The 24082-nt window shown below is 60.0% G+C and carries 20 protein-coding genes; 9 read left to right on the forward strand and 11 right to left on the reverse strand.

The genetic code is table 11. The features are described 5' to 3' along the window. Window positions 1–25 precede the first annotated feature (25 nt). From ACZ3GY_RS01205 to pilB, 6 genes are all read right to left on the reverse strand, one after another. The gene (locus tag ACZ3GY_RS01205) at window positions 26–532 is read right to left on the reverse strand and encodes an MOSC domain-containing protein (protein WP_465908656.1); all 507 of its coding nucleotides are present in this window, start codon (window positions 530–532) and stop codon (window positions 26–28) included. A gap of 161 nt (window positions 533–693) precedes the next feature. Beyond that, window positions 694–894 (reverse strand): DNA gyrase inhibitor YacG, encoded by a 201-nt coding sequence (gene yacG, locus ACZ3GY_RS01210; protein WP_225835420.1) that lies wholly within the window; start codon window positions 892–894, stop codon window positions 694–696. Then, the gene (coaE, locus tag ACZ3GY_RS01215; RefSeq protein ID WP_463563573.1) at window positions 891–1499 is read right to left on the reverse strand and encodes a dephospho-CoA kinase; all 609 of its coding nucleotides are present in this window, start codon (window positions 1497–1499) and stop codon (window positions 891–893) included. Before coaE ends, yacG begins: the two co-directional genes overlap by 4 nt. Window positions 1500–1676: 177 nt before the next feature. Beyond that, window positions 1677–2549, reverse strand: coding sequence for a prepilin peptidase (locus tag ACZ3GY_RS01220; RefSeq protein ID WP_465908657.1), 873 nt, complete (start codon window positions 2547–2549; stop codon window positions 1677–1679). 2 nt (window positions 2550–2551) lie between these two features. Then, on the reverse strand, window positions 2552–3772 hold the full coding sequence (locus ACZ3GY_RS01225) for a type II secretion system F family protein (RefSeq protein WP_465908658.1): 1221 nt from the start codon (window positions 3770–3772) through the stop codon (window positions 2552–2554). Between the two features lie 2 nt (window positions 3773–3774). Continuing rightward, window positions 3775–5481: a type IV-A pilus assembly ATPase PilB gene (pilB, locus tag ACZ3GY_RS01230; RefSeq protein ID WP_465908659.1), complete on the reverse strand. Its 1707-nt coding sequence runs from the start codon at window positions 5479–5481 to the stop codon at window positions 3775–3777. Between the two features lie 260 nt (window positions 5482–5741). On the opposite strand from pilB, the gene ACZ3GY_RS01235 reads away from it, so the two are divergent. Both ACZ3GY_RS01235 and ACZ3GY_RS01240 read left to right on the forward strand, forming a co-directional pair. Beyond that, window positions 5742–6185 (forward strand): pilin, encoded by a 444-nt coding sequence (locus ACZ3GY_RS01235; RefSeq protein WP_465908660.1) that lies wholly within the window; start codon window positions 5742–5744, stop codon window positions 6183–6185. Window positions 6186–6362: 177 nt separating this feature from the next. After that, the gene (locus tag ACZ3GY_RS01240) at window positions 6363–8240 is read left to right on the forward strand and encodes a sulfatase-like hydrolase/transferase (protein ID WP_465908661.1); all 1878 of its coding nucleotides are present in this window, start codon (window positions 6363–6365) and stop codon (window positions 8238–8240) included. Window positions 8241–8740: 500 nt separating this feature from the next. Here the strand turns inward: ACZ3GY_RS01240 and ACZ3GY_RS01245 are convergent, their stop codons facing one another. Then, entirely contained in the window at window positions 8741–10324 is a 1584-nt protein-coding gene (locus ACZ3GY_RS01245; RefSeq protein ID WP_465908662.1) for a peptide chain release factor 3, read from the reverse strand. Between the two features lie 154 nt (window positions 10325–10478). Here ACZ3GY_RS01245 and ACZ3GY_RS01250 point away from each other — a divergent pair, with 154 nt between their 5' ends. The 5 genes from ACZ3GY_RS01250 (at window position 10479) to ACZ3GY_RS01270 (ending at window position 13991) form a co-directional block, all read left to right on the forward strand. Beyond that, window positions 10479–10916, forward strand: coding sequence for a DUF192 domain-containing protein (locus ACZ3GY_RS01250; RefSeq protein ID WP_465908663.1), 438 nt, complete (start codon window positions 10479–10481; stop codon window positions 10914–10916). Window positions 10917–11055: 139 nt separating this feature from the next. Further along, a complete protein-coding gene (ribA, locus tag ACZ3GY_RS01255; RefSeq protein ID WP_225835397.1) occupies window positions 11056–11673 on the forward strand; it encodes a GTP cyclohydrolase II in 618 nt (205 codons plus the stop codon). Next, entirely contained in the window at window positions 11670–12086 is a 417-nt protein-coding gene (locus ACZ3GY_RS01260) for an MFS transporter (RefSeq protein ID WP_465908664.1), read from the forward strand. Before ribA ends, ACZ3GY_RS01260 begins: the two co-directional genes overlap by 4 nt. Continuing rightward, window positions 12086–12883 (forward strand): helical backbone metal receptor, encoded by a 798-nt coding sequence (locus ACZ3GY_RS01265; RefSeq protein WP_465908665.1) that lies wholly within the window; start codon window positions 12086–12088, stop codon window positions 12881–12883. The genes ACZ3GY_RS01260 and ACZ3GY_RS01265 overlap by 1 nt, the downstream gene beginning before the upstream one ends. 97 nt (window positions 12884–12980) lie before the next feature. Further along, window positions 12981–13991 (forward strand): AI-2E family transporter, encoded by a 1011-nt coding sequence (locus ACZ3GY_RS01270; RefSeq protein ID WP_225835394.1) that lies wholly within the window; start codon window positions 12981–12983, stop codon window positions 13989–13991. A 210-nt stretch (window positions 13992–14201) separates the two neighbouring features. Here the strand turns inward: ACZ3GY_RS01270 and ACZ3GY_RS01275 are convergent, their stop codons facing one another. The 4 genes from ACZ3GY_RS01275 to ACZ3GY_RS01290 all read right to left on the reverse strand — a co-directional run bounded on the left by ACZ3GY_RS01275 (window position 14202) and on the right by ACZ3GY_RS01290 (window position 19674). Next, the gene (locus ACZ3GY_RS01275; protein ID WP_465908666.1) at window positions 14202–16442 is read right to left on the reverse strand and encodes a methyl-accepting chemotaxis protein; all 2241 of its coding nucleotides are present in this window, start codon (window positions 16440–16442) and stop codon (window positions 14202–14204) included. 98 nt (window positions 16443–16540) lie between these two features. Continuing rightward, window positions 16541–18427: a 1-deoxy-D-xylulose-5-phosphate synthase gene (gene dxs / locus ACZ3GY_RS01280; RefSeq protein ID WP_465908667.1), complete on the reverse strand. Its 1887-nt coding sequence runs from the start codon at window positions 18425–18427 to the stop codon at window positions 16541–16543. Between the two features lie 120 nt (window positions 18428–18547). Next, window positions 18548–19435, reverse strand: a complete 888-nt coding sequence (gene ispA / locus ACZ3GY_RS01285) for a (2E,6E)-farnesyl diphosphate synthase (RefSeq protein WP_465908668.1) — start codon at window positions 19433–19435, stop codon at window positions 18548–18550. Beyond that, a complete protein-coding gene (locus tag ACZ3GY_RS01290) occupies window positions 19432–19674 on the reverse strand; it encodes an exodeoxyribonuclease VII small subunit (protein WP_225835389.1) in 243 nt (80 codons plus the stop codon). Before ACZ3GY_RS01290 ends, ispA begins: the two co-directional genes overlap by 4 nt. 141 nt (window positions 19675–19815) lie before the next feature. Here ACZ3GY_RS01290 and ACZ3GY_RS01295 point away from each other — a divergent pair, with 141 nt between their 5' ends. Both ACZ3GY_RS01295 and ACZ3GY_RS01300 read left to right on the forward strand, forming a co-directional pair. Beyond that, on the forward strand, window positions 19816–21771 hold the full coding sequence (locus ACZ3GY_RS01295; protein WP_465908669.1) for a DNA topoisomerase III: 1956 nt from the start codon (window positions 19816–19818) through the stop codon (window positions 21769–21771). An 842-nt stretch (window positions 21772–22613) separates the two neighbouring features. Continuing rightward, window positions 22614–24026 carry an amino acid permease gene (locus ACZ3GY_RS01300; RefSeq protein ID WP_463563588.1) on the forward strand — a complete coding sequence of 471 codons (1413 nt, stop codon included), beginning with the start codon at window positions 22614–22616 and terminating at the stop codon, window positions 24024–24026. Window positions 24027–24082: the final 56 nt, after the last annotated feature.

A 24082-nucleotide genomic window follows, 5' to 3' on the forward strand; every position in this document is an offset into this window, starting at 1 on the left:
GGATCGCGATATAGGCTGGCTGCCGCTATTCGAACTGTTCCAGGGGCTCGACTTCGAGCGAGTCGCTCAGGCGAATAACTCCACCCTGTAGTACGCGTGCGGTGATGCCGCCATGGCCGCGTACGGCCTGGAAAGTCCCAAGGCCCAGGCGTTCCTCCAGGCGTGCGCAGGGTTGGCACCAGCCGGTGGTTTCCAGAATCGCCTGGCCAATACGAAAGCGCCGGCCTTTGAGGCTGAACAGGTTGATACCGCTGATGGCGATATTGCGCCTGAGATCTTCGGGCTTTATCGCGTGCTGTGGATCGCGACCCAGTAGCGCGCTGACCACGGCCAAGTGCTCCCACTGAATCAGCGTGACCTGTCTTGCGTTGCGCGGCCCCGGCCGAGCGTGATCGCCAGTCAGCCCTGCTTCGCGGCGTGCTTCCACAGCCTCGAGTGCGAGCATCTCGCCGCGTGACGCCGGGCGGACGCCGATCCAGCGTACTTGTCCGCGTTGCGGCACGGCGGCGAGGAGGGTTTGCAGGGGGCTCATGGTTGTTCCGCCAGGTGATCTGTGTTGTCGCCGATTCCGCTCGGCGGATTATGCCTTCGGCTAATACGCCCTACGGGTTGAAGCCCCCAGGATGGATCGGGATCGGAGCGCGTAGCCTAGCGAAGCGTAATCCGTCGTTTGCCTAAAGTGCGGTCATTAAATCAATGCTGACGCGGCGGCAGATCATCGGAAAACAGATCGTCTTCCAGCTCATTTCCGGGAATCGCATGTTCTTCCGAAGCCCAGGCGCCAAGGTCGATCAGTTTGCAGCGCTCGGAACAAAAGGGGCGACTCGGGCTTTGCGGGCCCCATTCCACTGGGGCGGCGCAGGTCGGACAGGCGACGAGGGTAGGGGTGCTCATGGTTGGCCTCCATTCAAGGTCAGATAAAAGGCATGCAGGCGTTCGACTTCGCTTCTTATCCACGCCATGTCACGGTCGTTGGTCAGCACGTCATCGGCATGGCGCAGGCGTTCCTCGCGCGTTGCCTGAGCGGCCAGAATCGTTTGCACCTGTTCAGCCGACAACTGATCTCGGCGCATGGTGCGTTCGATCTGCAGTTGCGTGGGCACATCCACCACCAGCACGCGCTGCGTCAGCTTGTATTGGCCGGACTCGATCAGCAGCGGTGATACCAGAATTGCATAGGGTGATGTGGCGGCGTTCAGGAATTGGGCGACCTCTTGGGCGATCAGCGGGTGCAGTAGATTTTCCAGCCAACGGCGCTGTGCGGGGTCTGCAAAAATTCGCTCGCGCAGTGCCGAGCGATTCAGCTGGCCGTCCGCTTGCACAACCTGCTCGCCAAAATGTTCGGCAATGGCCGCTAACGCCGGTCGGCCAGGCTCCACGACCCAGCGTGCCGCCTGGTCTGCATCGATCAGATCCACGCCCAGTTCGACGAAATGCTCGGCAACGGCGCTCTTGCCGCTGCCGATACCGCCGGTAAGGCCGAGCGTCCAGGGTTTCATGGTGTGCGCGTGCCCCTGCAATCAATAGGGGCGGCATTATAAAGGAGTGAGGGGGTGGTGGTGAAAGCCTTGGCGGCTGGTCGATGAAAAGTGATCTAACGGTTAGCCTGCCAGATCGTAGCCTGGGTATCGCGGAGCGATACCCAGGGTGCAGTGCACTGCATAATCCTTCGGCCGCTAATTAAAGCCAGCAAACTGCAAATAACCGTCGGTAATCTGCTTGCCCCAGAGCAGCGCGATAAACCCTGCAATGGCTAAGTAAGGGCCAAACGGAATAGGCGTGCTGGTATTCGCATCGCGTAGGCGCAGCAGGATCACACCCAGCACTGCGCCGACTACGGAAGACAGCAAAATGGTAAGCGGCAAAATCTGCCAGCCGCCCCATGCGCCGAGCATGGCCAGCAGCTTGAAGTCGCCGTAGCCCATGCCTTCCTTGCCGGTCACCAACTTGAACAGCCAAAACACCGACCACAAGCTCAGGTAGCCAGCCACTGCGCCCCACAGGGCATCTTCAAGGCTGGTGAACAGACCAAAGTGGTTGACGATCAAGCCCAGCCACAACAGTGGCAGTACCAAGGAATCGGGTAACAGCTGATGATCCGCATCGATCAGGCTCATGGCCAGCAACCCCCAGGCCAGTACCAGCATGCTGCCTGCCTGCCAGCTAAAACCAAAATGCCAAGCGATATACGCCGATAGCAGTCCGCAGCTTAGCTCGACCAGTGGGTAGCGCAGGCTGATTTTCGCCTTGCAGCCCGAGCACTTGCCACGCAGAAAGAGGTAGCTGATAACCGGGATATTCTCCCAGGGGCGAATTTCATGGTTGCACTGTGGGCAGCTGGAGTGGGGGAGTACCAGGTTGTAAGTCTCACCCTCCGGTTCCGCCGATAGTTCCAGCACCTCGCGCGCCTGATTACGCCAGTCTCGAAACATCATCTTGGGCAAGCGATGGATCACGACGTTGAGGAAACTGCCGACCAGCAAGCCCAGCAATAGCACGCAGAAAACAAAGGCCGGCGTATTGCCGGCCAAAAACTCGATCACGGTCATGGTTAGACGACAGCGCCCAGTTGGAAGATTGGTAGGTACATGGCGATGACCAAGCCACCGACCAATACGCCAAGCACGGACATGATCAATGGCTCCATCAGTGCGGTCAGGCCATCTACGGCGTTATCTACTTCCGCCTCGTAGTAGCTGGCCACCTTGTCGAGCATGGTATCCAGTGCACCGGACTCTTCACCAATGGCGGTCATCTGCACAGCCATGGCGGGAAACACATTGGTCGAGCGCATGGAGAAATTCAGCTGCATACCACTGGTTACGTCCTGTTTGACCTTGTTAACGGCATTACGGAACACAACGTTGCCTGTAGCGCCTGCCACCGAGTCCAATGCTTCGACCAGCGGTACGCCTGCCGCGAAAGTAGTGGAAAGTGTGCGGGCATAGCGCGCGACGGATGATTTGTAGACGATATTGCCAACAATCGGCGCTTTGAGCACGACGCGATCCAGGCCGTCTCGGAATTTCTCCGAGCGCTGCTTAGCCTGAATAAACGCGTAACCAACCGCCACGAGCGCGATTATGAAGATAAACCACCATTCCTGAAGGCCTTCAGATATATCAATCACGAACAAAGTAAAGCCGGGTAACTCTGCGCCGAAACTTGAGAAAACATCCTGGAATTGCGGCACCACTTTGATCAGCAAAATACAGGTCACGATTACGGCAACTGCCACTACCGCAATGGGATAGTTCATCGCCTTCTTGATCTTGGCCTTCAGTGCCTCGGTTTTTTCCTTGTAGGTGGCCACCCTGTCCAGCAGCGTTTCCAGAGCACCTGCTTGTTCGCCCGCTTCAACCAGATTGCAGAACAGATCATCGAAATATTGAGGCTTGGTGCGCAGCGCTGCCGCGAAACTGTTACCGGCTGCCACATGCTGCTTAATTTCATCGACCAGCTTGCGCATATTCGGGTTTTCGAGACCATCGGCGATGATGTCGAAGGACTGCAGCAGCGGAACGCCGGCCTTCATCATCGTTGCCATTTGCCGTGCGAAAAGGGCAATGTCCATTGGCTTGATTTTTTTGCCCGCTCCGAACAGCGACATGCTCTTTTTGCGCACTTTGGTCGGGTTGATACCCTGCTTGCGCAGTTGCGCCTTGACCAGGGCTGGGTTCTGCCCGTTGAGCTCGCCTTTGACCACGGATCCCTTACGATCCTTGCCTTCCCAGACAAATGTGCTGGTCTTCGCTGCCTTTGCTGCTGCCATGGTTAATCCTTGGTCACGCGGTTGACTTCTTCAAGGCTGGTAACGCCTTGCATGGCCTTCAGCAGGGCCGAGGTACGCAGGTCGTTGAAGCCGTCTTTTCGCATTTGCGTGGCAATATCGATGGAATTGCCTTCCTCCATAATAATCCGCTGCAGGCTCGGCGTGTTTTTAACTACTTCATAAATACCGACACGGCCTTTGTAACCGTTCTTGCAATTTTCACAACCGACCGGGCCATAGAGCTTGAAGGTGCCAAGTTTGTCTGCAGGAAATCCTTCCTCCAGCAGAGCCTCGTTGGGGATGGGTACTTCCTTCTTACAGCTGTTGCAAAGCTTGCGCGCCAGGCGCTGGGCGATGATCAGGTTCACCGAGGTCGCGATGTTGAAGGAGGGCACGCCCATATTGCGCAGGCGGGTCAGGGTTTCAGCCGCACTGTTGGTGTGCAGGGTGGACATCACCATATGGCCAGTCTGCGCCGCCTTGATAGCAATGGAGGCCGTGTCCAGATCGCGAATTTCGCCGACCATGATGATGTCAGGATCCTGGCGTAGGAATGCACGAAGTGCTTGTGTAAAGTCCATGCCCTGCTTGGGGTTGACGTTAACCTGGTTGATGCCCTCCAGGTTGATCTCCACCGGGTCTTCCGCTGTGGAGATATTCACGTCCGGGGTGTTGAGGATGTTCAGACCGGTATACAGCGACACGGTTTTCCCCGAACCCGTAGGGCCGGTTACTAGAATCATTCCCTGCGGCTGCTTGAGTGCTGCCATATACAGGTCTTTCTGGCTTTCCTCGTATCCCAGGGCATCGATACCCATCTGCGCGCTGGCGGAGTCGAGAATCCGCATCACGATCTTTTCGCCCCACAGGGTGGGCAAGGTATTGACGCGGAAATCGATGGATTTGCTCTTGGATATGCGCATCTTGATACGGCCATCCTGCGGCTTGCGTCGCTCGGAAATATCCAGCCCAGCCATGACCTTCAGGCGTGCACTGATGCGCGGTGCCAATTGAATCGGCGGGCGTGCCGTCTCATGTAGAATACCGTCTGTACGAAAGCGTACACGGTAGGTTTTTTCGTAGGGTTCGAAGTGCAGGTCGGAGGAGCCGCCTTTGATGGCATCGAGCAGCATCTTATTAACGAAGCGCACCACCGGCGCGTCGTCGGCATCCTGGCCGCCGCCGTCGTTGATCTTCTTGTCATCATCGCCGGCTTCGGTCTCCAGGCCATCCAGATCCACGTCGCCCATATCTTCCAAGCCGGTATTGCCGGTATCGAAGAATTTGTCGATGGCATCACCGAGCTTGTCGTCTTCGACCAGCAAGGCTTCGGTGGAAAGACCGGTGCTGAACTGGATGTCCGTAACCGCCTGATGGTTGGACGGATCGGAGATGCCCACGAACAGCTTATTGCCGCGGCGCCACAGTGGCAGAGTGCGATGCTGGCGCACCAGTTTTTCACTGACCAAGTCCCTAGGCTGGCTTTCCTTATCCAGCGCATTGAGGTCGAAATAAGCCACGCCAAACTGATCCGCTGCTAGCTCCGCCAGAGCGCGACTCTTAACCAGTTTATTTTGTGCTAGGTAGGTGACCAGCGACAATTTATTTCGCTTGGCCTGGGTTTGCGCCTGCTGAGCGGCCTTCTCGTCCAGTAACTCAGCCAGTACCACCTGCTTGGCCAAGCCGGAAAGGGGAATATTGTCGCTCATGGACACCTCACGCATATCGAATGGGTGCGTTATAGCGCAGATGGCAGTTGCTGCCAAACGGCCAGTACCTGGGTGACGAAAATTGTCACAAGGTGCGGAGAATCGCGGTGCGGATGCTTGGCATTACTCATCCACCAGGTTCCGTTTTGTGAGGCGATTCTCGTATTTCATAGTGTTCTTGAGGCTTGGGTGTGTTGGCACGCCTTCTGCTTAGTCACCAGCAGGCTTGTCTGCCTAACACTTAATGACTGGAGAGTTATATGAAAGCTCAAATGCAAAAGGGTTTTACCCTGATTGAATTGATGATCGTTGTTGCGATCATCGGTATCCTGGCCGCTATCGCTCTGCCGGCTTATCAAGACTATACCGGCCGTGCTCAGGCTTCCGAGGCCCTTACAGCTACAGCAGGTATTCGCGCTGATATTGGCGTGAATTTGGCCGAAGAGGGCGCTTTGGGAACCAATGCTACTTTGGATGACACTGCAAGTGCCCTAGCAGGTAAGTATTTTGACGCGGGTAATGTAACTGTAAGTAACGTGGGTGTTGTTTCTGTCGAGTTTTCTTCCGGTGTTCATAGTGGCGAGACTATGACACTTACCCCAATTCCTAACAGTACTGCCACGCCGACTCAAATTAGCCGCTGGGAATGTGATGGTTTGGATGATAAGTTCCTGCCTTCTGCTTGCCGTCCTGCTACTACTTAATTTGTTGCAGTCTCAAGCTTCTAGTGTTTCATGAGATAATCATGACGCTAGAGGTCTGTAAAGCGCCCCGCATTTGCGGGGCGTTTTTGTAATATTTCTCTGCAGGCATATTTCTGTCTAGGCAGAAATTACCTTGTTGTCAGGTTCTCTCAGGTTTTAGATTGCGGAGCAATTTTGTTGGAAGAAAATTTCCGGGTTGTGACGTTTCGTTGGATGATGTTGCTCACTGAAGCTGTTCTGTGGGCGCTTCCTCCGTTGATTTTTCTTTGTGTATATATCGGTTTTCTTGATGCGCCTACTAGTATTCTGGTTCCTCACCTGAAAATAATTGTTGCCATCTGGCTCGGAGTGGGCGGGGTAAGACTTTTAAGTTGGCGATTTGTAAGGGCAGGGCTGTTGCAGAGGGTAGCCGCTGCGGTGCTCCTTTTATTGCCGCCGCTACTGCTGGTGATTTGGTATGTGTGTGTATTGATTGGTTTGATGTCTTGGGGGCGAGTCGCTACGTGGTCGATGTTTAAAGTTTACTTGCTGCAAGGGGGATACCTTTTTGATGTTCTTGGTATATCCAGCTTGACGGTATTTGCCGTATGCTTTTTGCTTCTCTTATTCTTCGGGTGCGCGTATTTTTTTATTAGGGTACTTGATATCTCTCGGCAGGTATCTGCTCGCTTAAGTTTGCTGGGCTTGCTTTTTATATCTTTGCTTGGTATCACATCGGCTTTTGCCTTGACTATGTATCTTCCGGGTCAAGTTTATAGCCATCCGCAGGAACCTATCGGGGTCAGTTTTTTCCCAGGCAGAGCATCGGCTCTGCAAAGCCATGCTGTCGCCGTTTCGCCGAGGATTGATGCTGCTGAGAATGACGCGGTTCTGTCTTACCATCCTTCTCAGGTATTCAAGAATCGTAATGTGGTTTTAATCGTTGGTGACGCTCTGCGATCGGATCACATGGGGATATATGGCTATGATAGAGATACCACTCCTTATCTTGCTGCCTCAATACTCAAACATCAGACTCTGTGGGCTCGTAGTACTAGATCAGTGTGCGCAGAGTCATCCTGCGGCTTAATGGCGTTAGCCTCATCTCGCCCATTGCATTTATTACCTAGTAAGCCAATAACTTTGCATAGTGTGCTTCGGCAACATGGATATAAGGTTAATTTGATGTTGAGCGGAGATCATACGAATTTTTATGGGCTTAAGGAGGCGTATGGAACGGTTGATGAGTATTTTGATGGGTCACAGCAAAAGGTACGCTATGTAAATGATGATTTACTTCTAGTTGATCACGTCGCTTCGCTGCCGCGGTATGATGGCCAGCAATCTGTGATGTTCCAATTTCATCTTATGTCTACACACGGCCTCGGTTTGAGGCACAAACGAGAAGATAGCCTCGAGCCAGCAGTTAATTATTACAGTTGGCCTTCTGGGAAGGGGCGAAAAGCACCCTCGTTAGATGAGGTTCCTAAGGCGGTTAATTATTATGATAATGGTGTTGTTCAATTCGACTTGGTGGCTGATAAGATATTGAAAGAGTTGGAGTCTAAGGGTTATCTTGATAATGCAGTGGTCGTTGTTACTGGCGATCATGGTGAGATGTTGGGGGAGAAAGGGCTTTTTGGTCATCAGTATCGTGTAGATGAGGAGGTCTTGCGAATTCCGTTTGTCTTGCAGCGCCGCGGTTACGATGGCGATAATTTTGGTGATTGGCGGTTGGCGTCACAGGTGGATATTGCACCGACTATTCTCCGAGAACTAGAGATTGATTCACCGCCCGTTTGGCGTGGGGTTCCATTGCAGTCGCAATCCAACTCTCGAATTATCCACTTTCAACAGGCCCCGCAGGTTGGTCTGTATATATCCGATGGTTCCCTATCGCTGCTGAAATACTGGAGGGATATTTCTACTGGGGAAGAGTATGTTTTTGATATACAGAAAGATCCGCAAGAAACAGAGAATATTTCTGGAACGATTGATTCGACGGTGATTGCAAACTGGAGAGTTGCCGCTGCAAGTAGCGCAGTTTCTGGCGTGAGTGACTTCTCTGATGAATAAAACGCGGTAAGACGGGATCACTCATAGGGTGGATTAGCGAAGTCGTAGCCCGTTGTTTACCGCGAGCCTGCTGCACCCGACGCCCCGCCTTGTGCGGGGCGTTTTGCTGTCTGGGTTTCGCTTGGCTGCGAATCGTATGGCCGATTACATCTGCGGCTAATACGCCCTACGGATTTGAAAATCTTCGGCGTAGATTTCCTGACGATCTAGGTTGGTAAATAAAACACGGTAAGGCGGATTAACTCCGTATCGCGGTACGGCGACCGTAGCCTGGATTAGCCGCAGGCGTAATCCGGGGGCGAAGCCCGAAGGCGTAATCCGTCGTTTACCGCGAATCTGCCGTACCCGCTGCTGTAACTGAACGCCCCGCCTTGTGTGGGGCGTTTTGCTGTCTGGATTTCGCGTTGCTACGAGTTATGCGGCGGATTACGCCTTCGGCTAGGCTGCGCGCCCCGATACGCCCTACATTCTATATATAACCGAAGGCTCGTCCGCACCAATCAATGATGCTCGCGGGTCGCCCTGAACTTCACGTCCGGCCAGCGCTCTTCCATCAGGCTCAGGTTGACGCGGGTGGGCGCCAGGTAGGTGAGGTGGCCGCCGCCGTCGAGGGCGAGGTTTTCCACTGCCTTGTTGGAAAATTCTTCCAGCTTCTTCTTGTCGCTGCATTCGATCCAGCGGGCTGACCAGACGGTAATGGGCTCGTAGCCGCACTCGACCTTGTATTCCTCTTTCAGGCGGCTGGCGACCACGTCGAACTGCAGCACACCGACGGCGCCGAGGATGATGTCGTTGCTGCGCTCGGGGAAGAACACCTGGGTGGCGCCTTCTTCGGCGAGCTGCTGCAGGCCTTGGCGCAGTTGCTTGGACTTGAGTGGATCCTTCAGGCGCACGCGGCGGAATAGCTCCGGAGCGAAGTGCGGGATGCCGGTGAAGCCCAGGGTTTCGCCTTCGCTGAAGGTATCGCCGATCTGGATGGTGCCGTGGTTGTGCAGGCCGATGATGTCGCCGGCCCAGGCCTCTTCGAGCATTTCACGTTCGGAGGAGAAGAAGGTCAGGGCGTCGCCAATGCGCACGTCCTTGCCGGTGCGCACGTGGCGCATCTTCATGCCTTTCTCGTACTTGCCCGAGCAGATGCGCATGAAGGCGATACGGTCGCGGTGTTTGGGATCCATGTTCGCCTGGATCTTGAACACGAAGCCGGTGAACTTCTCTTCCACGGGTTCCACGGTGCGCTCATTAGCGACGCGAGCCAGCGGACGCGGGGCCCAGTCGACCACGGCATCGAGTACATGGTCGACCCCGAAATTGCCCAGCGCGGTGCCGAAGAACACCGGGGTCAACTGACCATTAAGAAATTCTTCCTGATTGAATGTGTGGCAGGCGCCCTGCACCAGCTCCAGTTGCTCGACGAAGCGATCGTACTCATCACCCAGGTGGGCACGGGCTTCGTCGGAGTCGAGTTTTTCGATGATCTTGGTCGCGGTGCGCTCGTGGCCATGGCCAGGCGTGTAGACGATGATGTAGTCATCGGCCAGGTGGTAAACGCCTTTGAAATCGCGGTAGCAACCAATCGGCCAGGTGATCGGCGCGGCCTTGATCTTGAGAACCGCCTCGATCTCGTCGAGCAGTTCGATAGGGTCGCGGATATCGCGGTCCAGCTTGTTGATGAAGCTGACGATTGGCGTGTCGCGCAGCCGGCAGACGTCCATCAGGGCGATGGTGCGTGGCTCGACACCTTTACCGCCGTCGAGCACCATCAGCGCCGAGTCCACCGCGGTCAGGGTGCGGTAGGTGTCTTCGGAGAAGTCTTCGTGGCCGGGGGTGTCGAGCAGGTTGACCATGTGCTCGCGGTAGGGGAACTGCATCACCGAGGTGGTGATGGAAATCCCGCGCTGCTTCTCCATTTCCATCCAGTCGGAGGTCGCGTGGCGGTCGGATTTACGCGACTTGACCGTACCGGCCACGGCGATTGCCTGCCCCATCAGCAGCAGCTTTTCGGTGATGGTGGTTTTACCGGCGTCGGGGTGCGAGATGATGGCGAAAGTACGGCGCTTGGCGACTTCGGCGGCCTGAATGGTCATGGATACGTGCCTGCTTGAAAGCGTTGGCGGGCCGAGTAAGCCCGTAAAAAGGCGCGATTATAGCGGGAAATGCATGGTCGCTGGGGCCATCTGCAGTGCCGCAAACGGACGCTTGTCGGTAGGATCACCTCTTTATTCAGGTTCGAGGTCACTCATGGCACGTCGGGTTCTGCGCAGCATCATGATTGGCGCCTTGGGGCTCACGTGTTCTGTAGCCCAGGCGGGCCTGCCCGAGTGTCACATCAGTTTCCCCAATGGCATGAGCTTGGCTTTGCCGCTTGCAGCGACAGCCGAAGCGCGCACGGTGGGGCTGTCTGCCCGTGACGATATCGGCAGCGGCATGCTCTTCGCCTGGCCGGAGGAGGGGATGCGCGAGCTGTGGATGAAAGATACCCGTGTGCCCCTTTCGGCGGCCTTCATCGATGCCCGCGGCGTGGTACGCAGAGTGGTCGATATGCAGCCCTATAGCCTGCAGCGGCATGGCTCGAAGGAGCCTGCGCGCTACATCATCGAGGTGGGCAAAGGCGGCTTCGGCGAACTTGGCGTGGTGGTGGGCAGCCGTGTCGGGATCGATTGCCCACAGGGTGGGTAAGACGTTAAACAGCTGAAAAGATGGCGCACATATTCGCCCGATCCTTTTGATCGGTAATTCGGCTGACGGTCCCGTAGGCGCTGCTGTTACACTATCACCCCTCGCAAATTCGCATCCTTTCCGATACCAGGAGCATCCGGTGCCTGTCGTGTTCGTCGCCGCCTCCCAACTGCCGACCCCGTTCGGTGTGTTCACCATGCATGGCTTTCTCGAAGAGGCTACTGGCAAGGAGCATGTCGCTCTGACCTTCGGCGATGTGGCCGACGGCGAGCCGGTGCTGGGGCGCCTGCATTCCGAGTGCCTGACCGGCGATGCGTTGTTCAGCCTGCGCTGTGATTGCGGCTTCCAGCTGGAAGGTGCGCTGCGCGCGATCTCCGAAGAGGGGCGCGGCGTACTGCTCTACCTGCGTCAGGAAGGCCGCGGTATCGGGCTGCTCAACAAGATCCGTGCGTACGAGCTGCAGGACGCTGGCGCCGATACCGTCGAAGCCAACGAGCGTCTGGGCTTCGGCGCGGACATGCGCGACTACGCGATCTGCCTGCCGATGCTGCAGCATTTGGGCATCTCTTCGCTCAAGCTGATGACCAACAACCCGCGCAAGGTCAAGGCGCTGGGCGACATGGGCATTCCAGTGGCCAATCGCGTGCCGCTGCAACTGGGCCAGAACCCGCACAACAGCAAGTACCTGGCCACCAAGGCCGGTAAGCTCGGGCACATGCTCGGCAAGCTGCACCAGGGTGAGGTCGAGCGGCCTTGACCCGTGCCGCGGTCAAACGCCGGTTGGCCCTGTTCTGGTGGCGGCAACTGGCACTGACCCTGGCTCCGCTTCTGCTGATCAATTTTGCTTTTGGGGCTGGCCGCCAACCTGGTGTGCTGGCCATGCCGCTATTCGTCGCGGGATTGGCTTCGCTGTTCGTCAGCCTGCCGCTGTTCGGTGGCTACAAGCGCGCCCTGTTCGCCACCGCAAAGGCGCTGGACACCGCTGACGAGCCCGCCGCCTGGCTGACGCTTGCCGAACGCCGTCGCGCCGCCTTTCTTGGCGCTGGGCTGCCGGCCTGGATCGCCGCCCTCGCGGTATTTGCAGGCCTGGAAGCCGTGCCACTGGTGTTGCTGGCGCTCGCCAGTGTGGTGCTGCTCTATCTCTATCGAATTCCTCGGCAGCTGGGCTGATGCTGCGCTTTTTACTTGCGCTGTTGATGATGCAGATGGCGCCGCTGTCGGCTGCCGAGCGTGTGGTCAGTCTGGCGCCATCGCTGAGTGAAATCGTCCTCGAACTGGATTCCGCCGACCTGCTGGTTGGCGTGCTCGATGGTGGCGAGCGCCCGGCGGCGCTGGCGCATCTGCCGTCCGTAGGGCGCTATGGCCAACTCGAAATGGAAACCCTGCTGGCCCTGCAACCCGATTTGCTACTGTTGTGGCCGGGCAGTGTCAGCGCCGCGCAACGCGAGCAACTGAAAGCTTTTGGTATTCCCATGCTGGTGCTCGAGCCCCACTCGCTGGATGAGCTGGCTCGGCAGTTCGTGGAGATCGGCGAACGCCTTGGCCGGGCGGAGCAGGGGCAGCGCCTGCATCAGCGCTTCGTTGCCGGGCTTGCCGAGTTGCGTGAGCGCTACCGCCGTGAGCGCCCCGTGCCCGTGTTCTATCAGGTGTGGGATGCGCCGCTGTATACCCTTGGTGGTGGGCAGGTCATCAGCGACGCGCTGCAGGCCTGCGGTGCGCGCAACGTGTTTGCCGATCTGCACCTGCCGGCCCCGCAGGTGAGCGTCGAATCTGTTTTGCAGCGCGACCCGGCGGTGATCATCGCCGGCGACCGCAGGCAACTGCAGGCCTGGCAGCGCTGGCCGCAGCTTTCGGCCGTGCAACGCGAGCAGTTGCTGGTGTTGCCGGACAAGGGCCTGGAACGCCCCAGTTTCCAAATGCTCGACGCCACAGCCAAGCTCTGCGAGCTGCTGGCCCCCACTCGGTGATGGCCGTCACAACGCCGCTGTCGCCGGCAAGCGATGACGCTGGTAAAGCGTGCTGGCAACTGGCAGATTGTCTGCCTTCCTGGTTGTTGCAGATGTTATGAAAGCCCCTGTCTCCCCTTGGTTTTCCCCCGCCAGCGCAGTGATCGTTGGCGCCGCGCTACTGTTGGTCTTCCCGCTGAAACTGCTGCCGAGCCTGCTGGCCGGTTTGCTGGTGTTCGAGCTGGTCAACCGTCTGGCGCGTCCCATGCAGCGGCTATTCGCCGGGCAGCTCGGGCGTTTGCTGGCGGTTGGCCTGCTCAGCGTGCTGGTGATTGCCGTGCTCGGGTTGGTGTTCGCCGGTGGTTTTTCGCTGGTGATGCACGAGCTGAATAACCCTGGGCGATTGATGGGCAAGTTGCTTGGCGTGATCGACCGCGCCCGCGAGCAGTTGCCGGAAGCGCTGGTGGCTTATCTTCCAGCCAACGTCGACGATATCCGTATCGCGCTGCACGACTGGTTGCGCGGGCACATCAGTGAGCTGCAACTGCTCGGCAAGGGCGCAGTGCACATGTTCGTCACCATCCTGATCGGCATGATTCTCGGCGCGGTGATCGGCCTGCAGAACGTCCCCGAGCCGAGCCAGCTCAAGCCGTTGGCCGGTGCGTTGCTGATTCGTGTCGGACATTTTGTCGATGCCTTTCGCAACGTGGTGTTCGCGCAGATCAAGATATCCCTGCTCAATACCACCTTCACCGCGATTTTCCTGATGGGTGTGCTACCGCTATTCGGTGTGCACCTGCCGCTGACCAAGACGCTGATCCTCATCACCTTCGTGGCCGGCTTGTTGCCGGTGGTCGGCAACCTGATCTCCAATGCGGCGATCTTCGTGGTCGGCCTGTCGCTGTCGATCTGGGTGGCGCTGGGTGCGCTGGCGTACCTGATCGTTATCCACAAGGTCGAGTACTTCCTCAATGCCCGTATCGTCGGCGGCCAGATCAAGGCGCGCGCCTGGGAGCTGCTGCTGGTTATGCTGGTGTTCGAAGCCGCGTTCGGCATTGCCGGCCTGGTCGCCGCGCCGGTTTACTACGCCTACCTGAAGAGCGAGCTAAAGGCTCAGGAGTGGGTCTGACTCGTGCTCGATGATGTGCCGGGCTCTACATTCGTAGCCCGTGGTTGAGCGCAGCGATACCCGGGAGAAGGCAACCTGGGTAGCGCTTCGCGCAACCCTGGCTACGGGTCTCTGACTTTCGAAAGCGACCTCCCTGTAGGAGCCCGCTTGTGGGCGAGCCCGCGATCCGCAGCCAGACTCAAGCGTGCCATCTCCTACGAGCCTGCAGCGCTAGTGCGCAATGGCGCTGAACTTGAACGCAGCAGCCTGACCGAAGGCCGGCGCGCCGGGTGATGCGCTGTTGCCGCCGAGGTTCTCCTGGCGGCTGAGTCTGCTGGCGGTTTTGTGCAAGTCGAGCACCAGTTGCGCCAGTGACTGTGCCGCCTGCAGCGTTTCATCGGCGCTCTGGCTGCTGCGCTCGGCGGCCCCGGTGATTGCCTGAGCCTGCCCGTTGACGGCCTGCACCTGACTCAGTTGCGACTTCATGGCCTGGCTGATCTGGTCGAGTCGCCCCTGCATGCCTGCCACTTCCTGCTGAATGCGCTCGAGTGCGTCGGTGGCTTCGCTCGAGCGCGTCACGCTGCGTTGTGCGGCCTCCTGGCAGCTCTGCATGGCGGCCTGGGTATCGAGTGTCTGCTGGCGCACGCTGCCGAGCGTCGTGGCGATCTCTTCGGTGGCCTGTGCGGTTCGCCTGGCCAGGTTGCGCACTTCGTCGGCCACCACTGCGAAGCCGCGCCCGCTGTCGCCTGCCCGAGCAGCCTCGATGGCGGCGTTGAGGGCAAGCAGGTTGGTCTGCTCGGCAATGCTGCGGATCGCTTCGGTGATGTGCTGGATTTCCTCGGTCTTTTGGCTCAGGGCTTCGAGTGCCTGGCTCGATTGTTCGATGCGGCTGGCCAGTTGCGCGACATCTTCGGCGTTCTGCTGCACGGCCGCGCCACCTTTCTGGGTCATGGCCAGGGCCTGGCGCGAGGCGCTTTCGCTGTCGACGATATGCTGGGTGGCTTCGCCGATGCTGTGGTTGACGTCGAGCATCGCGCGCGCCGTGGACACCGCCGCCGCCTGGCCCTGGGCCGCGCACAGGCTGGCGTTGGCTGACGTTCGGGTCAGCCCCGTAGACGTCTGCTGCAGGGCGCTGCCGGCGGTGACGATGCCTTGCATGGTGTGATCCATCTTGTCGACGAAACTGTTCACCCAGCCGGCCAGGGCGCCTGCCTCGTCACTGGAAAAACGCTCTAGCGCCAGCCGGTTGCTCAGCGGCGCACCACACTCAGCGGTATCCAGAAAGAAGTCCGAGAGCGACTGCAGCGTGCGGGTGCGGCGGCGCAGGCTGAAGGCCCAGAAACCGAACAGCAGCACGCCGGCTGCGGCGAAGGTCAGTGATGCAGCATGCTCTTGCAGATACTGTTCCAGCAGCCATTGCAGGCCGCCCAGCAGAAACAGGCCGCCGAGTAACTGACTGGACAACGAATAGCTCAGGCTGCGCTGGCGGTAGACCTCCTCCAGATCGCCCTCGCACATCATGCCCCAGGTATCCGGTGAGCCGGGCAGGCGCAGCGTCAGGCCGGCGCCGATCACCGGCACATGGCGGTAATCGGGATAGCCTGGGTAGAGCACGAACAGGTTGCTGCCATGGCGAATGGTTTCGCGCACGCCAGGATGCAATTCGCCGCTCGCCGGCGCGGTGAAGCGCAGCTCGAACTCAGTGTGCTTCTGCACACGAACGGTGCCGAAGGGCGTTTTCACGCCCTGTTTGAGGTTCTCGCCACCGGTGAACGCGCCATCCTCGAAGCGTGAGCGCGACAGGGCGGTGCCTGGGCTTATCTTCGGGTCATGGGCGCTCTGCACCATGAACAGATAGTTATCGCCGGAGTCGCGGTAGACGTGCCCAGCTTCGCGCTGAATCAGGTCGCTCATCACATCGTTGGGGATCCGTGCGCACAGGCAACCGACCACTTGCCCGCCGTGGCTGAGTGGCTGGTGAAACAGCAGCGTGACGGCATCGTGGAACTTAGACGTGGTCGGCCCGAGTTGCTGGGTCAGCTCATCGATATAGGGGCCAAGCAGAAACTGCCCCTTGAGCCCGGCTGCCAGAGCTCCGGTATCGTGACGCTGGCCCTGGCGTGGTGTATGGGTCGAAGCGAGTATGCGTCCGGCGGTGTCGACCACGAACAGTTCGGACACTTCGGGCATATGCGCCAACGCCCGCTGCAGTACGGCATCCGGCAAGGCCGGCCACGCTGGGGTGAGTGCAGCACTCAGCAGTTCGAGCTCCTGCCAGTGCTGGCGTGCCCAGTTGGTGAGCAGGTCGACGCGGGTCAGCGCCAGGCCGGAGAAGGTTTTCTCAACCCGTTCGGCCTGACCGGCATTGAGCAACCAGGACCAGCGCATGGCCAGCTTGCCTGCCTTGCCGAACCAGGGCAGCCAGCGGCGCTCGCGGCCCTTGAAATCCATCTTGTGGCTACGCAACTGCATACGAGCTCCCGGCCGCTATCGGCGGACCATACATGCTCAATCCCAACTGGAGATTACTGCAATATATGGGCCGACGATATATGCCGGTCGGGGGAGTATCAGCGTGCCAGTTTTGCTCGTATGGCCGCTTCGATCCCGGCTTCGTCCAGGCCACACTCGGCGAGCATCTGCTCTGGGCGCGCGTGCTCCACATAGCTGTCGGGCAGGCCCAGGTGCAGCATTGGCGTCAGTGCGCCGCTGCTGGCGAGGAATTCGCTGACCGCGCTGCCCGCACCGCCCATCACGCTGTTTTCCTCGATGGTGACCAGTAGCTCGTGGCTGGCGGCCAGTTCGCTGATCAGCGTTTCGTCCAGCGGTTTGACGAAGCGCATGTCGACCACCGTGGCGTTCAGCGTTTCGCCGACGCGCAGGGCCTCACTCAGTTGCACGCCAAAGACCAGCAGGGCGACGCCGCTGCCCTGGCGGCGGATTACGCCCTTGCCGATCGGCAGGGCGCTCAACTGACTGTCGATCGGTGCATTCGGGCCACTACCACGGGGGTAGCGCACCGCTGCCGGGCCGGCGAACTGGTAGCCGGTAGTCAGCATGTGGTGCAGCTCGTTCTCGTCACTCGGCGTCATGATCAGCATGCCGGGAATGCAGCGCAGGTAGGAGAGGTCGAAGCTGCCCGCGTGGGTGGGGCCGTCTTCGCCGACCAAGCCGGCGCGGTCGATGGCGAACAGCACGTCGAGGTTCTGCACCGCGACATCGTGAATCAGCTGATCGTAAGCGCGCTGCAGGAACGTCGAGTAGATCGCCACCACCGGTTTGGCGCCTTCGCAGGCCATGCCGGCAGCGAGGGTCACCGCGTGTTGCTCGGCGATGGCCACGTCGAAGTAGCGATCGGCATAACGCTCGCTGAAGGTCACCAGATCGGAGCCTTCCTTCATGGCCGGGGTGATCGCCATCAGGCGTTCATCGCTGGCCGCCATGTCGCACAGCCACTGGCCGAATACGCTGGAATACTTCGGTCCGGACGGCTTTTTCGCCTTGGCTGGCGCGTTGATCGGCTCCAGCTTGGTGATCGCGTGGTAGACGATCGGGTCGACCTCGGCAGGGGCGAAACCCTTGCCCTTCTTGGTCACCACATGGAGGAACTGCAGGCCCTCCAGGTCGCGCATGTTGCGCAAGGTGGCCAGCAGGGTCGGCAGGTCATGGCCGTCGATGGGGCCGATGTAGTTCCAGCCCAGCTCCTCGAACAGCGTGCCGGAGACCAGCATGCCCTTGGCGTGCTCTTCGGTCTTGCGGGCGATTTCCCAGGCACCGGGTAGTTTGGACAGCACTTTCTTGCTGCCCTCACGCACGTTGGCGTAGGTGCGGCTGGATAGGATCTTGGCCAGGTAGTTGGACAGGCCGCCGACATTCTTGGAGATCGACATGTCGTTGTCGTTGAGCACGACGAGCATGTTGGCTTTAACGTCTGCCGCGTGGTTGAGCGCTTCGAACGCCATGCCGGCAGTCAGCGCGCCGTCACCGATCACCGCGACCGACTTGCGCTTGCTGCCTTGGCGCTGGGCGGCGATGGCCATGCCCAGTGCGGCGCTGATCGAGGTGCTGGAGTGACCGACGCCAAAGGTGTCGTACTCACTTTCCGAGCGGCGCGGAAAGGCGGCGATGCCGTCCTTCTGGCGCAGGCTGCCCATGCGCTCGCGGCGCCCGGTGAGGATCTTGTGCGGATACGCCTGATGGCCGACATCCCACACCAGGCGGTCATCGGGGGTATCGAAGACGTAGTGCAGGGCGACGGTCAGCTCGATCACCCCGAGGCCTGCGCCGAAGTGCCCGCCGGTCTGGCCGACTGTGTAGAGCAGGTACTGGCGCAATTCATCCGCCAGGGTCTCCAGCTCGGCCTCGCCGAGGCGGCGCAATTCATCCGGCGTATTGGCGCGGTCGAGCAGCGGCGTCAGCGGGCGTTCGCGGGGAATCTCGTGGAAGGTCGTCGGCATCAGGCGAGTCGTTATAAGAATTCAAATAATGGGGCAGTTTACCTGATGCGATGATCCGTGCCCAAGGTGGGGATGGATCACCGTAACGGTCGTGCCACATGAGACAACGAGGGCGTGGTTTCAGTTGCGCCTTTCTACGATGTAACGGGCCAGCTCGCGTAGGGGCTCGGCGGCATTATCGAACGGGCGCAGGGCATGCAGGGCCTGATCACGCAGTTCGAAGGCGTAACGCTTCGCCGCATCCAGGCCAAGCAGGGCCGGGTAGGTGGGCTTGTCGTTCGCCTGGTCTTTGCCCTGAGTCTTGCCCAGCGTGGCGGTATCGCTTTCCACGTCGAGGATGTCGTCCTGCACCTGAAAGGCCAGGCCGATGGCGCGGGCATAGCTGCTCAGCGCCGCCAGGGTGCGCTCGTCGGCGCGGCCGCTGGCCAGGGCGCCGAGGCGCACGCTGGCTTCGATCAGCGCGCCGGTCTTGTGGCGATGCATCACTTCCAGAGCCGGCTGCTGCAGTTGTTGGCCAACCGAGCCGAGGTCGATGGCCTGGCCACCGACCATGCCGGCGGGGCCTGCCGCTTCAGCTAACGCACTGAACATGCTCAGGCGGATTTCCGCGCTGTGCGGATTGCGCTGTTCGTTGGCCAGCACTGCAAAAGCCAGGCTCTGCAGGCCGTCGCCCGCAAGAATCGCCGTGGCTTCGTCGAAGGCCTTGTGCGTGGTGGGCTGGCCGCGGCGCAAGTCGTCATCGTCCATGGCCGGCAGGTCGTCATGTACCAGGGAATAGGCGTGGATCAGCTCCACCGCGCAGGCCGCACCATCGGCCTGCTGCGCAGCGCCGCCGAGGGCTTCGCAGGCAGCGTAGGCCAGCAGCGGGCGAATGCGTTTGCCACCGTTGAACACGCTGTAGCGCATGGCGGCATACAGGCGTTCGAGCTCGACTCGCGGCGCCGCGAACAGCGGCTCCAGGGCGGCGTCGACCTGCTTCTGGCAGCGTGCCTGGTAGCTGGCGATCATAACGGCTCGTCCGTTTCGAACGGTGCCGCCTGCAGTTCCCCGTCGCGCTCGAGAAGAATCTGCACTTTCTGTTCGGCCTGAGTCAGTGAGGCCTGGCAATCGCGGGTCAGGCTGATGCCTTGTTCGAAAGCGCTCAGCGATTCCTCCAGTGAGAGCTCGCCGTTCTCCAGGCGCTCGACGATGGTTTGCAGGTCGGTCAGGGATTGCTCGAAATCGAGCGCGGCTTTCTTACGGGCCATGGTCAGCAGGTCTCAGGCGGGGTTCGCGGTCGCCGCGACACTAGCAGAGCCCCCGCCTATGGGCAAATCAGCACAGGCGTAGGTGATTTGTATGGATATACAGTACTCTGGTGCCTGTCCAACTCATCGTGCCGATGCCCTATGCGCCTGTTTCTCTGCGAAAAGCCCTCTCAAGCCAAGGATATCGCCAGCGTGCTCGGTGCCACGCGGCGTGGTGATGGCTGTTGGCTGGGCAGCGGCGTGACAGTGACCTGGTGCATCGGCCACCTCCTGGAAACCGCGCCGCCGGATGCCTACGACGCGCGCTATAAACGTTGGGTACTGGACGATCTGCCCATCGTGCCGCAGCAGTGGAAGATGCGCGTCAAACCCAAGACTGCCGCGCAGTTCAAGGCGGTCAAGCGGCTGCTCGGTGAGGCCGACGAACTGGTGATCGCCACCGATGCGGACCGTGAGGGCGAGATGATTGCCCGCGAGTTGCTCGACCATTGCCGCTACCGCGGGCCGATCCAGCGCCTGTGGTTGTCGGCCCTGGACGATACGTCGATTCGCAAGGCGCTGGCTGCGCTCAAGCCCGGCGCCAGTACCTACAACCTTTATCAGTCGGCACTCGGTCGCTCGCGGGCCGACTGGTTGATCGGCATGAACATGAGCCGCCTGTTCACCCTGCTGGGGCGCAAGTCCGGTTATCAGGGCGTGCTGCCGGTCGGCCGCGTGCAAACGCCGACCTTGCGGCTGGTGGTGGATCGCGACCGCAGCATCGCCGCCTTCGTGCCCGTGCCGTTCTGGGCGATCGATGTGGTGCTCGACGGCAACGGCACGCCCTTTACCGCCCAGTGGCGTGCCCCTGAAGCGCAGTGCGACGAGCAGGGGCGCTGCCTGAAGCAGGAGGTCGCGCAGCGCGCCGCTGCAGATATCCAGGGCGCCGAGCAGGCGCTGTTGCAGCAACTGAAGACCGAGCGCATGCGCGAAGCGCCGCCTCTGCTCTTCGACCTCGGCACGCTGCAGCAGGTGTGCTCGAAAAAACTCGGCCTCGGCGCCCAGGAAACCCTGGATATCGCCCAGAAGCTCTATGAGACCGACAAGCTGATCACCTACCCACGCAGCGACTGCGGCTATCTGCCGCTGAGCCAGCACGCCGAGGCGCCAGCCATTCTGGCCGCCCTGGGGCAGGCTGATCCGGGCCTGCGCGAGGTACTGGCGCATACCCAGACGCAGCGCCGCTCACGGGCGTGGAACGACGCCAAGGTCAGTGCGCACCACGGCATCATTCCTACCTTGGCCGCGGGTGGGCTGGCACGCTTGAGCGGCCGCCCGCGAGCCGTCTACGAGCTGATTCGCGCCCGCTACCTGGCGCAGTTTCTGCCCAACCATGAATACGATCGCACCCAGGCCGACTTCGACTGTGCCGGGCACAGCTTGCGTGCGGTCGGTAAGCAGATCGTCGAGCCCGGCTGGAAGCGGGCGCTGCCCGAAGCCCTGGCGCCAGCCAAGGGGCGTGAAGCTGCGGCGCCTCAGGCTTTGCCGAGTCTGCGCGAAGGGCAGCAGTGCGTGGTGCGCGAGGTTTCGCTGAAGGATCAGCATACTCAGCCGCCCAAGCCGTTCACCGAGGGCGACCTGATCCAGGCCATGAAGAACGTGGCACGGCTGGTCGAAGACCCACGGCTCAAACAGAAGCTCAAGGACACCACCGGCATCGGCACCGAAGCCACCCGCGCCGGGATCATCCAGGGGCTGCTCGACCGCGGCTACCTGATCAAACAGGGCAAGACCCTGGCCGCGACCTCGGCGGCGTTCGGCCTCATCGACGCGGTGCCGCGGGCCATCGCCGACCCCGGCACCACGGCTATCTGGGAGCAGGCGCTGGACATGGTGCAGAGCGGCGAGATGCCGCTGGAAGAGTTCGTCACCAAGCAGTCGACCTGGATGGGCAAGCAGATCGAACGCTGCCTCGGCCTGCAACTGAATATCAGCGGCCCGCCTCCCAGCAACGGCCGTGGTGCTCCCTGGAAGGGCAAGCGCAAGGCCGCCTCGCGTAAAGGTGCACCCGCCAAACGCACGGGCACTCGCCCCGCAAAGGCCAAGCCAAAGCAGTAGTACGGCTGCTGCAAAATCACTGATGGTACCCACGCTCCGGCGTGGGTACCCGTGCTTTGGGCGCTCCGCGCCCGCTTTGTGGTCGGCTCAGGCGCGTGGTGCTGGACGCGGAGCGTCCTCCGGAGGCGTTCCCACGCGGAGCGTGGGAACGACCTGAGTCTCCCGATGGCTTCCATGTTCCAGCCATGTCGGGTGGATCGGGGGCGTAGCTGGCGCTGTTCTCAGCCACCGCTAGGGTTGCCGATTGGTGGACGGGTGAAGCGTCGTCCACCCTACGCCCTGGTTGGCCGAAGCGTGCCGCACGCGGAGTGCGGGGAGCGGCCTGAAAGGATGCCGCCCATCCGTTCTTTACACGGGCGGAGTATTCCCAAAAGCAGATTTTCCGTTACCATCCGGCGCGTTGAATTTAATGAACAGGTTTCATTCGCCTGCTCGACGCTTGGACATACCCTTCCATTCGTCGGATTTTCTGGGGGTAATCCCTCTAGAGCGGTGCATTTAGCCCTATCAATAGTTTGGGTTCGGCTCTCCTCGGGCTGGGCTGGTTGTGGAGTAAAACGAACATTCAAGCCGGTGGGCCGGGTTTTCTTCTGGCTACACCGCTGCAGTAATGGCTCAGAACGTCACGCGAGTGAGGCTGGGTCGTCCTCTGATTCAACCGGATGGATTTCGGCAAGGATTGTTGCCCGAGACCGGCCTACGCCGGATCCGGAAACGCTGATAGGGAACGCGATCACGACAACGCCTGCGTGTGGCAGGCCCGTTGCCGCGTTTCGTGCATCTGGAGCAGAGACGACCTGGCCTCAACGGTTTCCAGCAAAATCAATAAGAGGTAGTCCTTTATGGATGCGGTATCAGCCGACAAGGCAAAGCAGGAGCACGAGAGCAAGCTCAGTGCATCATTGAAGCCCCGGCACCTCACCATGATGTCGATCGCCGGTGTCATCGGCGGCGCGCTGTTCGTCGGCTCCGGCAGCGTGATCCACAGCGCGGGCCCAGCTGCCGTACTGGCCTATCTGGCCGGTGGCATTCTGGTGGTGCTGATCATGCGCATGCTCGGTGAAATGGCGACTTCCTCGCCGGACACTGGCTCCTTTTCCACCTACGCCGAGCGCGCCATCGGCCGCTGGGCCGGCTTCACCATCGGTTGGTTGTACTGGTGGTTCTGGGTCATTCTCATGGCCTGGGAAGCCTACGTAGCGGGCACCATCCTCAATGGCTGGTTCCCCGAAGTCAGCGTCAACGTCTTCGTGCTGGCTACCACGCTGCTGCTGATAAGCATCAACTTCTTCAACGTCAAACACTACGGGGAGTTCGAGTTCTGGTTCGCGCTGATCAAGGTGGTGGCGATCATCTGCTTCCTGGTGGTCTGCAGCATGGCCGTGCTCAGCCTGTGGCCGACCGGTGAAGTGCGCGGCTTCAGCAACCTGACCGCCCAGGGCTTCATGCCCAACGGTATCCAGGCTGTAGTAGTGGCCATACTCGGGGTGATGTTCGCTTTTCTTGGCGCGGAGATCGTTACCATCGCCGCCTCGGAAGCCAAGGATCCGTCGACGCAGATCGTCAAGGCGACCAACTCGGTGGTCTGGCGCGTATGCCTGTTTTACATCGGCTCGATCTTCCTGATCGTCTGCCTGGTGCCATGGAACGACCCGCTGATGGCTCAGTCCGGCTATGGCTCCTACCGCCGTACCCTGGAGCTGCTGGGCATCCCGTATGCCGAGCTGCTGATGAACTTCGTGGTGTTGACCTCGGTGAGCAGCTGCATGATCTCGGCGCACTACACCGCCTCGCGCATGCTGTTCTCGCTGTCCACCCGTGGTGATGCACCGCGATTCCTGAAGATCACCCGCTCGGGGACTGGCGTGCCGGTGTTTGCGATCATCGCCTCCTGCTCGGTGGCCATCTTCGTGGCGCTGATCAACTTCAGCGAAACCCTGCGCCCGAAAGACGTGCTCGACACGTTGATGAACACCACCGGCATGATCGCCCTGCTTGTCTACCTGGTGATCGCCTTCTCGCAACTGAAGATGCGCCGCAAGCTGGAAACAGAAGGCAAGGACATCCGCCTGAAAATGTGGCTGTTCCCCTGGCTGACCTACCTGGTGATCGTGTTCATCGTCGGCTGCCTGGTGACCATGGCATTCGTCGAGGAATACCAAGTGTTGGTCATCTCCACCGGCGCGGCTGCGGCCGTCGTCGTGGCATTGGGTGTCATGGTTCACATGCGCGCGGCGAAGAAGCTGGCTCGCTGATCACGTCGGCATGAGCGAAAAGGGGCGCACTCGTGAGAGGGCGCCCCTTTTTTCAT

The sequence above is a fragment of the Pseudomonas sp. PME37.24/006 genome (genome assembly GCF_055556635.1).

What these genes read in the sequence shown, in the direction of transcription:
- ACZ3GY_RS01245 (WP_465908662.1), bottom strand. Translation starts at nt 10,324, where the DNA reads ATGACCATTCAGGCCGCCGAAGTCGCCAAGCGCCGTACTTTCGCCATC.
- ACZ3GY_RS01220 (WP_465908657.1), bottom strand. Translation starts at nt 2,549, where the DNA reads ATGACCGTGATCGAGTTTTTGGCCGGCAATACGCCGGCCTTTGTTTTC.
- ACZ3GY_RS01270 (WP_225835394.1), top strand. Translation starts at nt 12,981, where the DNA reads ATGAAAGCCCCTGTCTCCCCTTGGTTTTCCCCCGCCAGCGCAGTGATC.
- coaE (WP_463563573.1), bottom strand. Translation starts at nt 1,499, where the DNA reads ATGAAACCCTGGACGCTCGGCCTTACCGGCGGTATCGGCAGCGGCAAG.
- ACZ3GY_RS01265 (WP_465908665.1), top strand. Translation starts at nt 12,086, where the DNA reads ATGCTGCGCTTTTTACTTGCGCTGTTGATGATGCAGATGGCGCCGCTG.
- ACZ3GY_RS01295 (WP_465908669.1), top strand. Translation starts at nt 19,816, where the DNA reads ATGCGCCTGTTTCTCTGCGAAAAGCCCTCTCAAGCCAAGGATATCGCC.
- yacG (WP_225835420.1), bottom strand. Translation starts at nt 894, where the DNA reads ATGAGCACCCCTACCCTCGTCGCCTGTCCGACCTGCGCCGCCCCAGTG.
- ispA (WP_465908668.1), bottom strand. Translation starts at nt 19,435, where the DNA reads ATGATCGCCAGCTACCAGGCACGCTGCCAGAAGCAGGTCGACGCCGCC.
- ACZ3GY_RS01300 (WP_463563588.1), top strand. Translation starts at nt 22,614, where the DNA reads ATGGATGCGGTATCAGCCGACAAGGCAAAGCAGGAGCACGAGAGCAAG.
- ACZ3GY_RS01290 (WP_225835389.1), bottom strand. Translation starts at nt 19,674, where the DNA reads ATGGCCCGTAAGAAAGCCGCGCTCGATTTCGAGCAATCCCTGACCGAC.
- ACZ3GY_RS01225 (WP_465908658.1), bottom strand. Translation starts at nt 3,772, where the DNA reads ATGGCAGCAGCAAAGGCAGCGAAGACCAGCACATTTGTCTGGGAAGGC.
- ACZ3GY_RS01250 (WP_465908663.1), top strand. Translation starts at nt 10,479, where the DNA reads ATGGCACGTCGGGTTCTGCGCAGCATCATGATTGGCGCCTTGGGGCTC.
- ACZ3GY_RS01205 (WP_465908656.1), bottom strand. Translation starts at nt 532, where the DNA reads ATGAGCCCCCTGCAAACCCTCCTCGCCGCCGTGCCGCAACGCGGACAA.
- ACZ3GY_RS01235 (WP_465908660.1), top strand. Translation starts at nt 5,742, where the DNA reads ATGAAAGCTCAAATGCAAAAGGGTTTTACCCTGATTGAATTGATGATC.
- pilB (WP_465908659.1), bottom strand. Translation starts at nt 5,481, where the DNA reads ATGAGCGACAATATTCCCCTTTCCGGCTTGGCCAAGCAGGTGGTACTG.
- dxs (WP_465908667.1), bottom strand. Translation starts at nt 18,427, where the DNA reads ATGCCGACGACCTTCCACGAGATTCCCCGCGAACGCCCGCTGACGCCG.
- ACZ3GY_RS01275 (WP_465908666.1), bottom strand. Translation starts at nt 16,442, where the DNA reads ATGCAGTTGCGTAGCCACAAGATGGATTTCAAGGGCCGCGAGCGCCGC.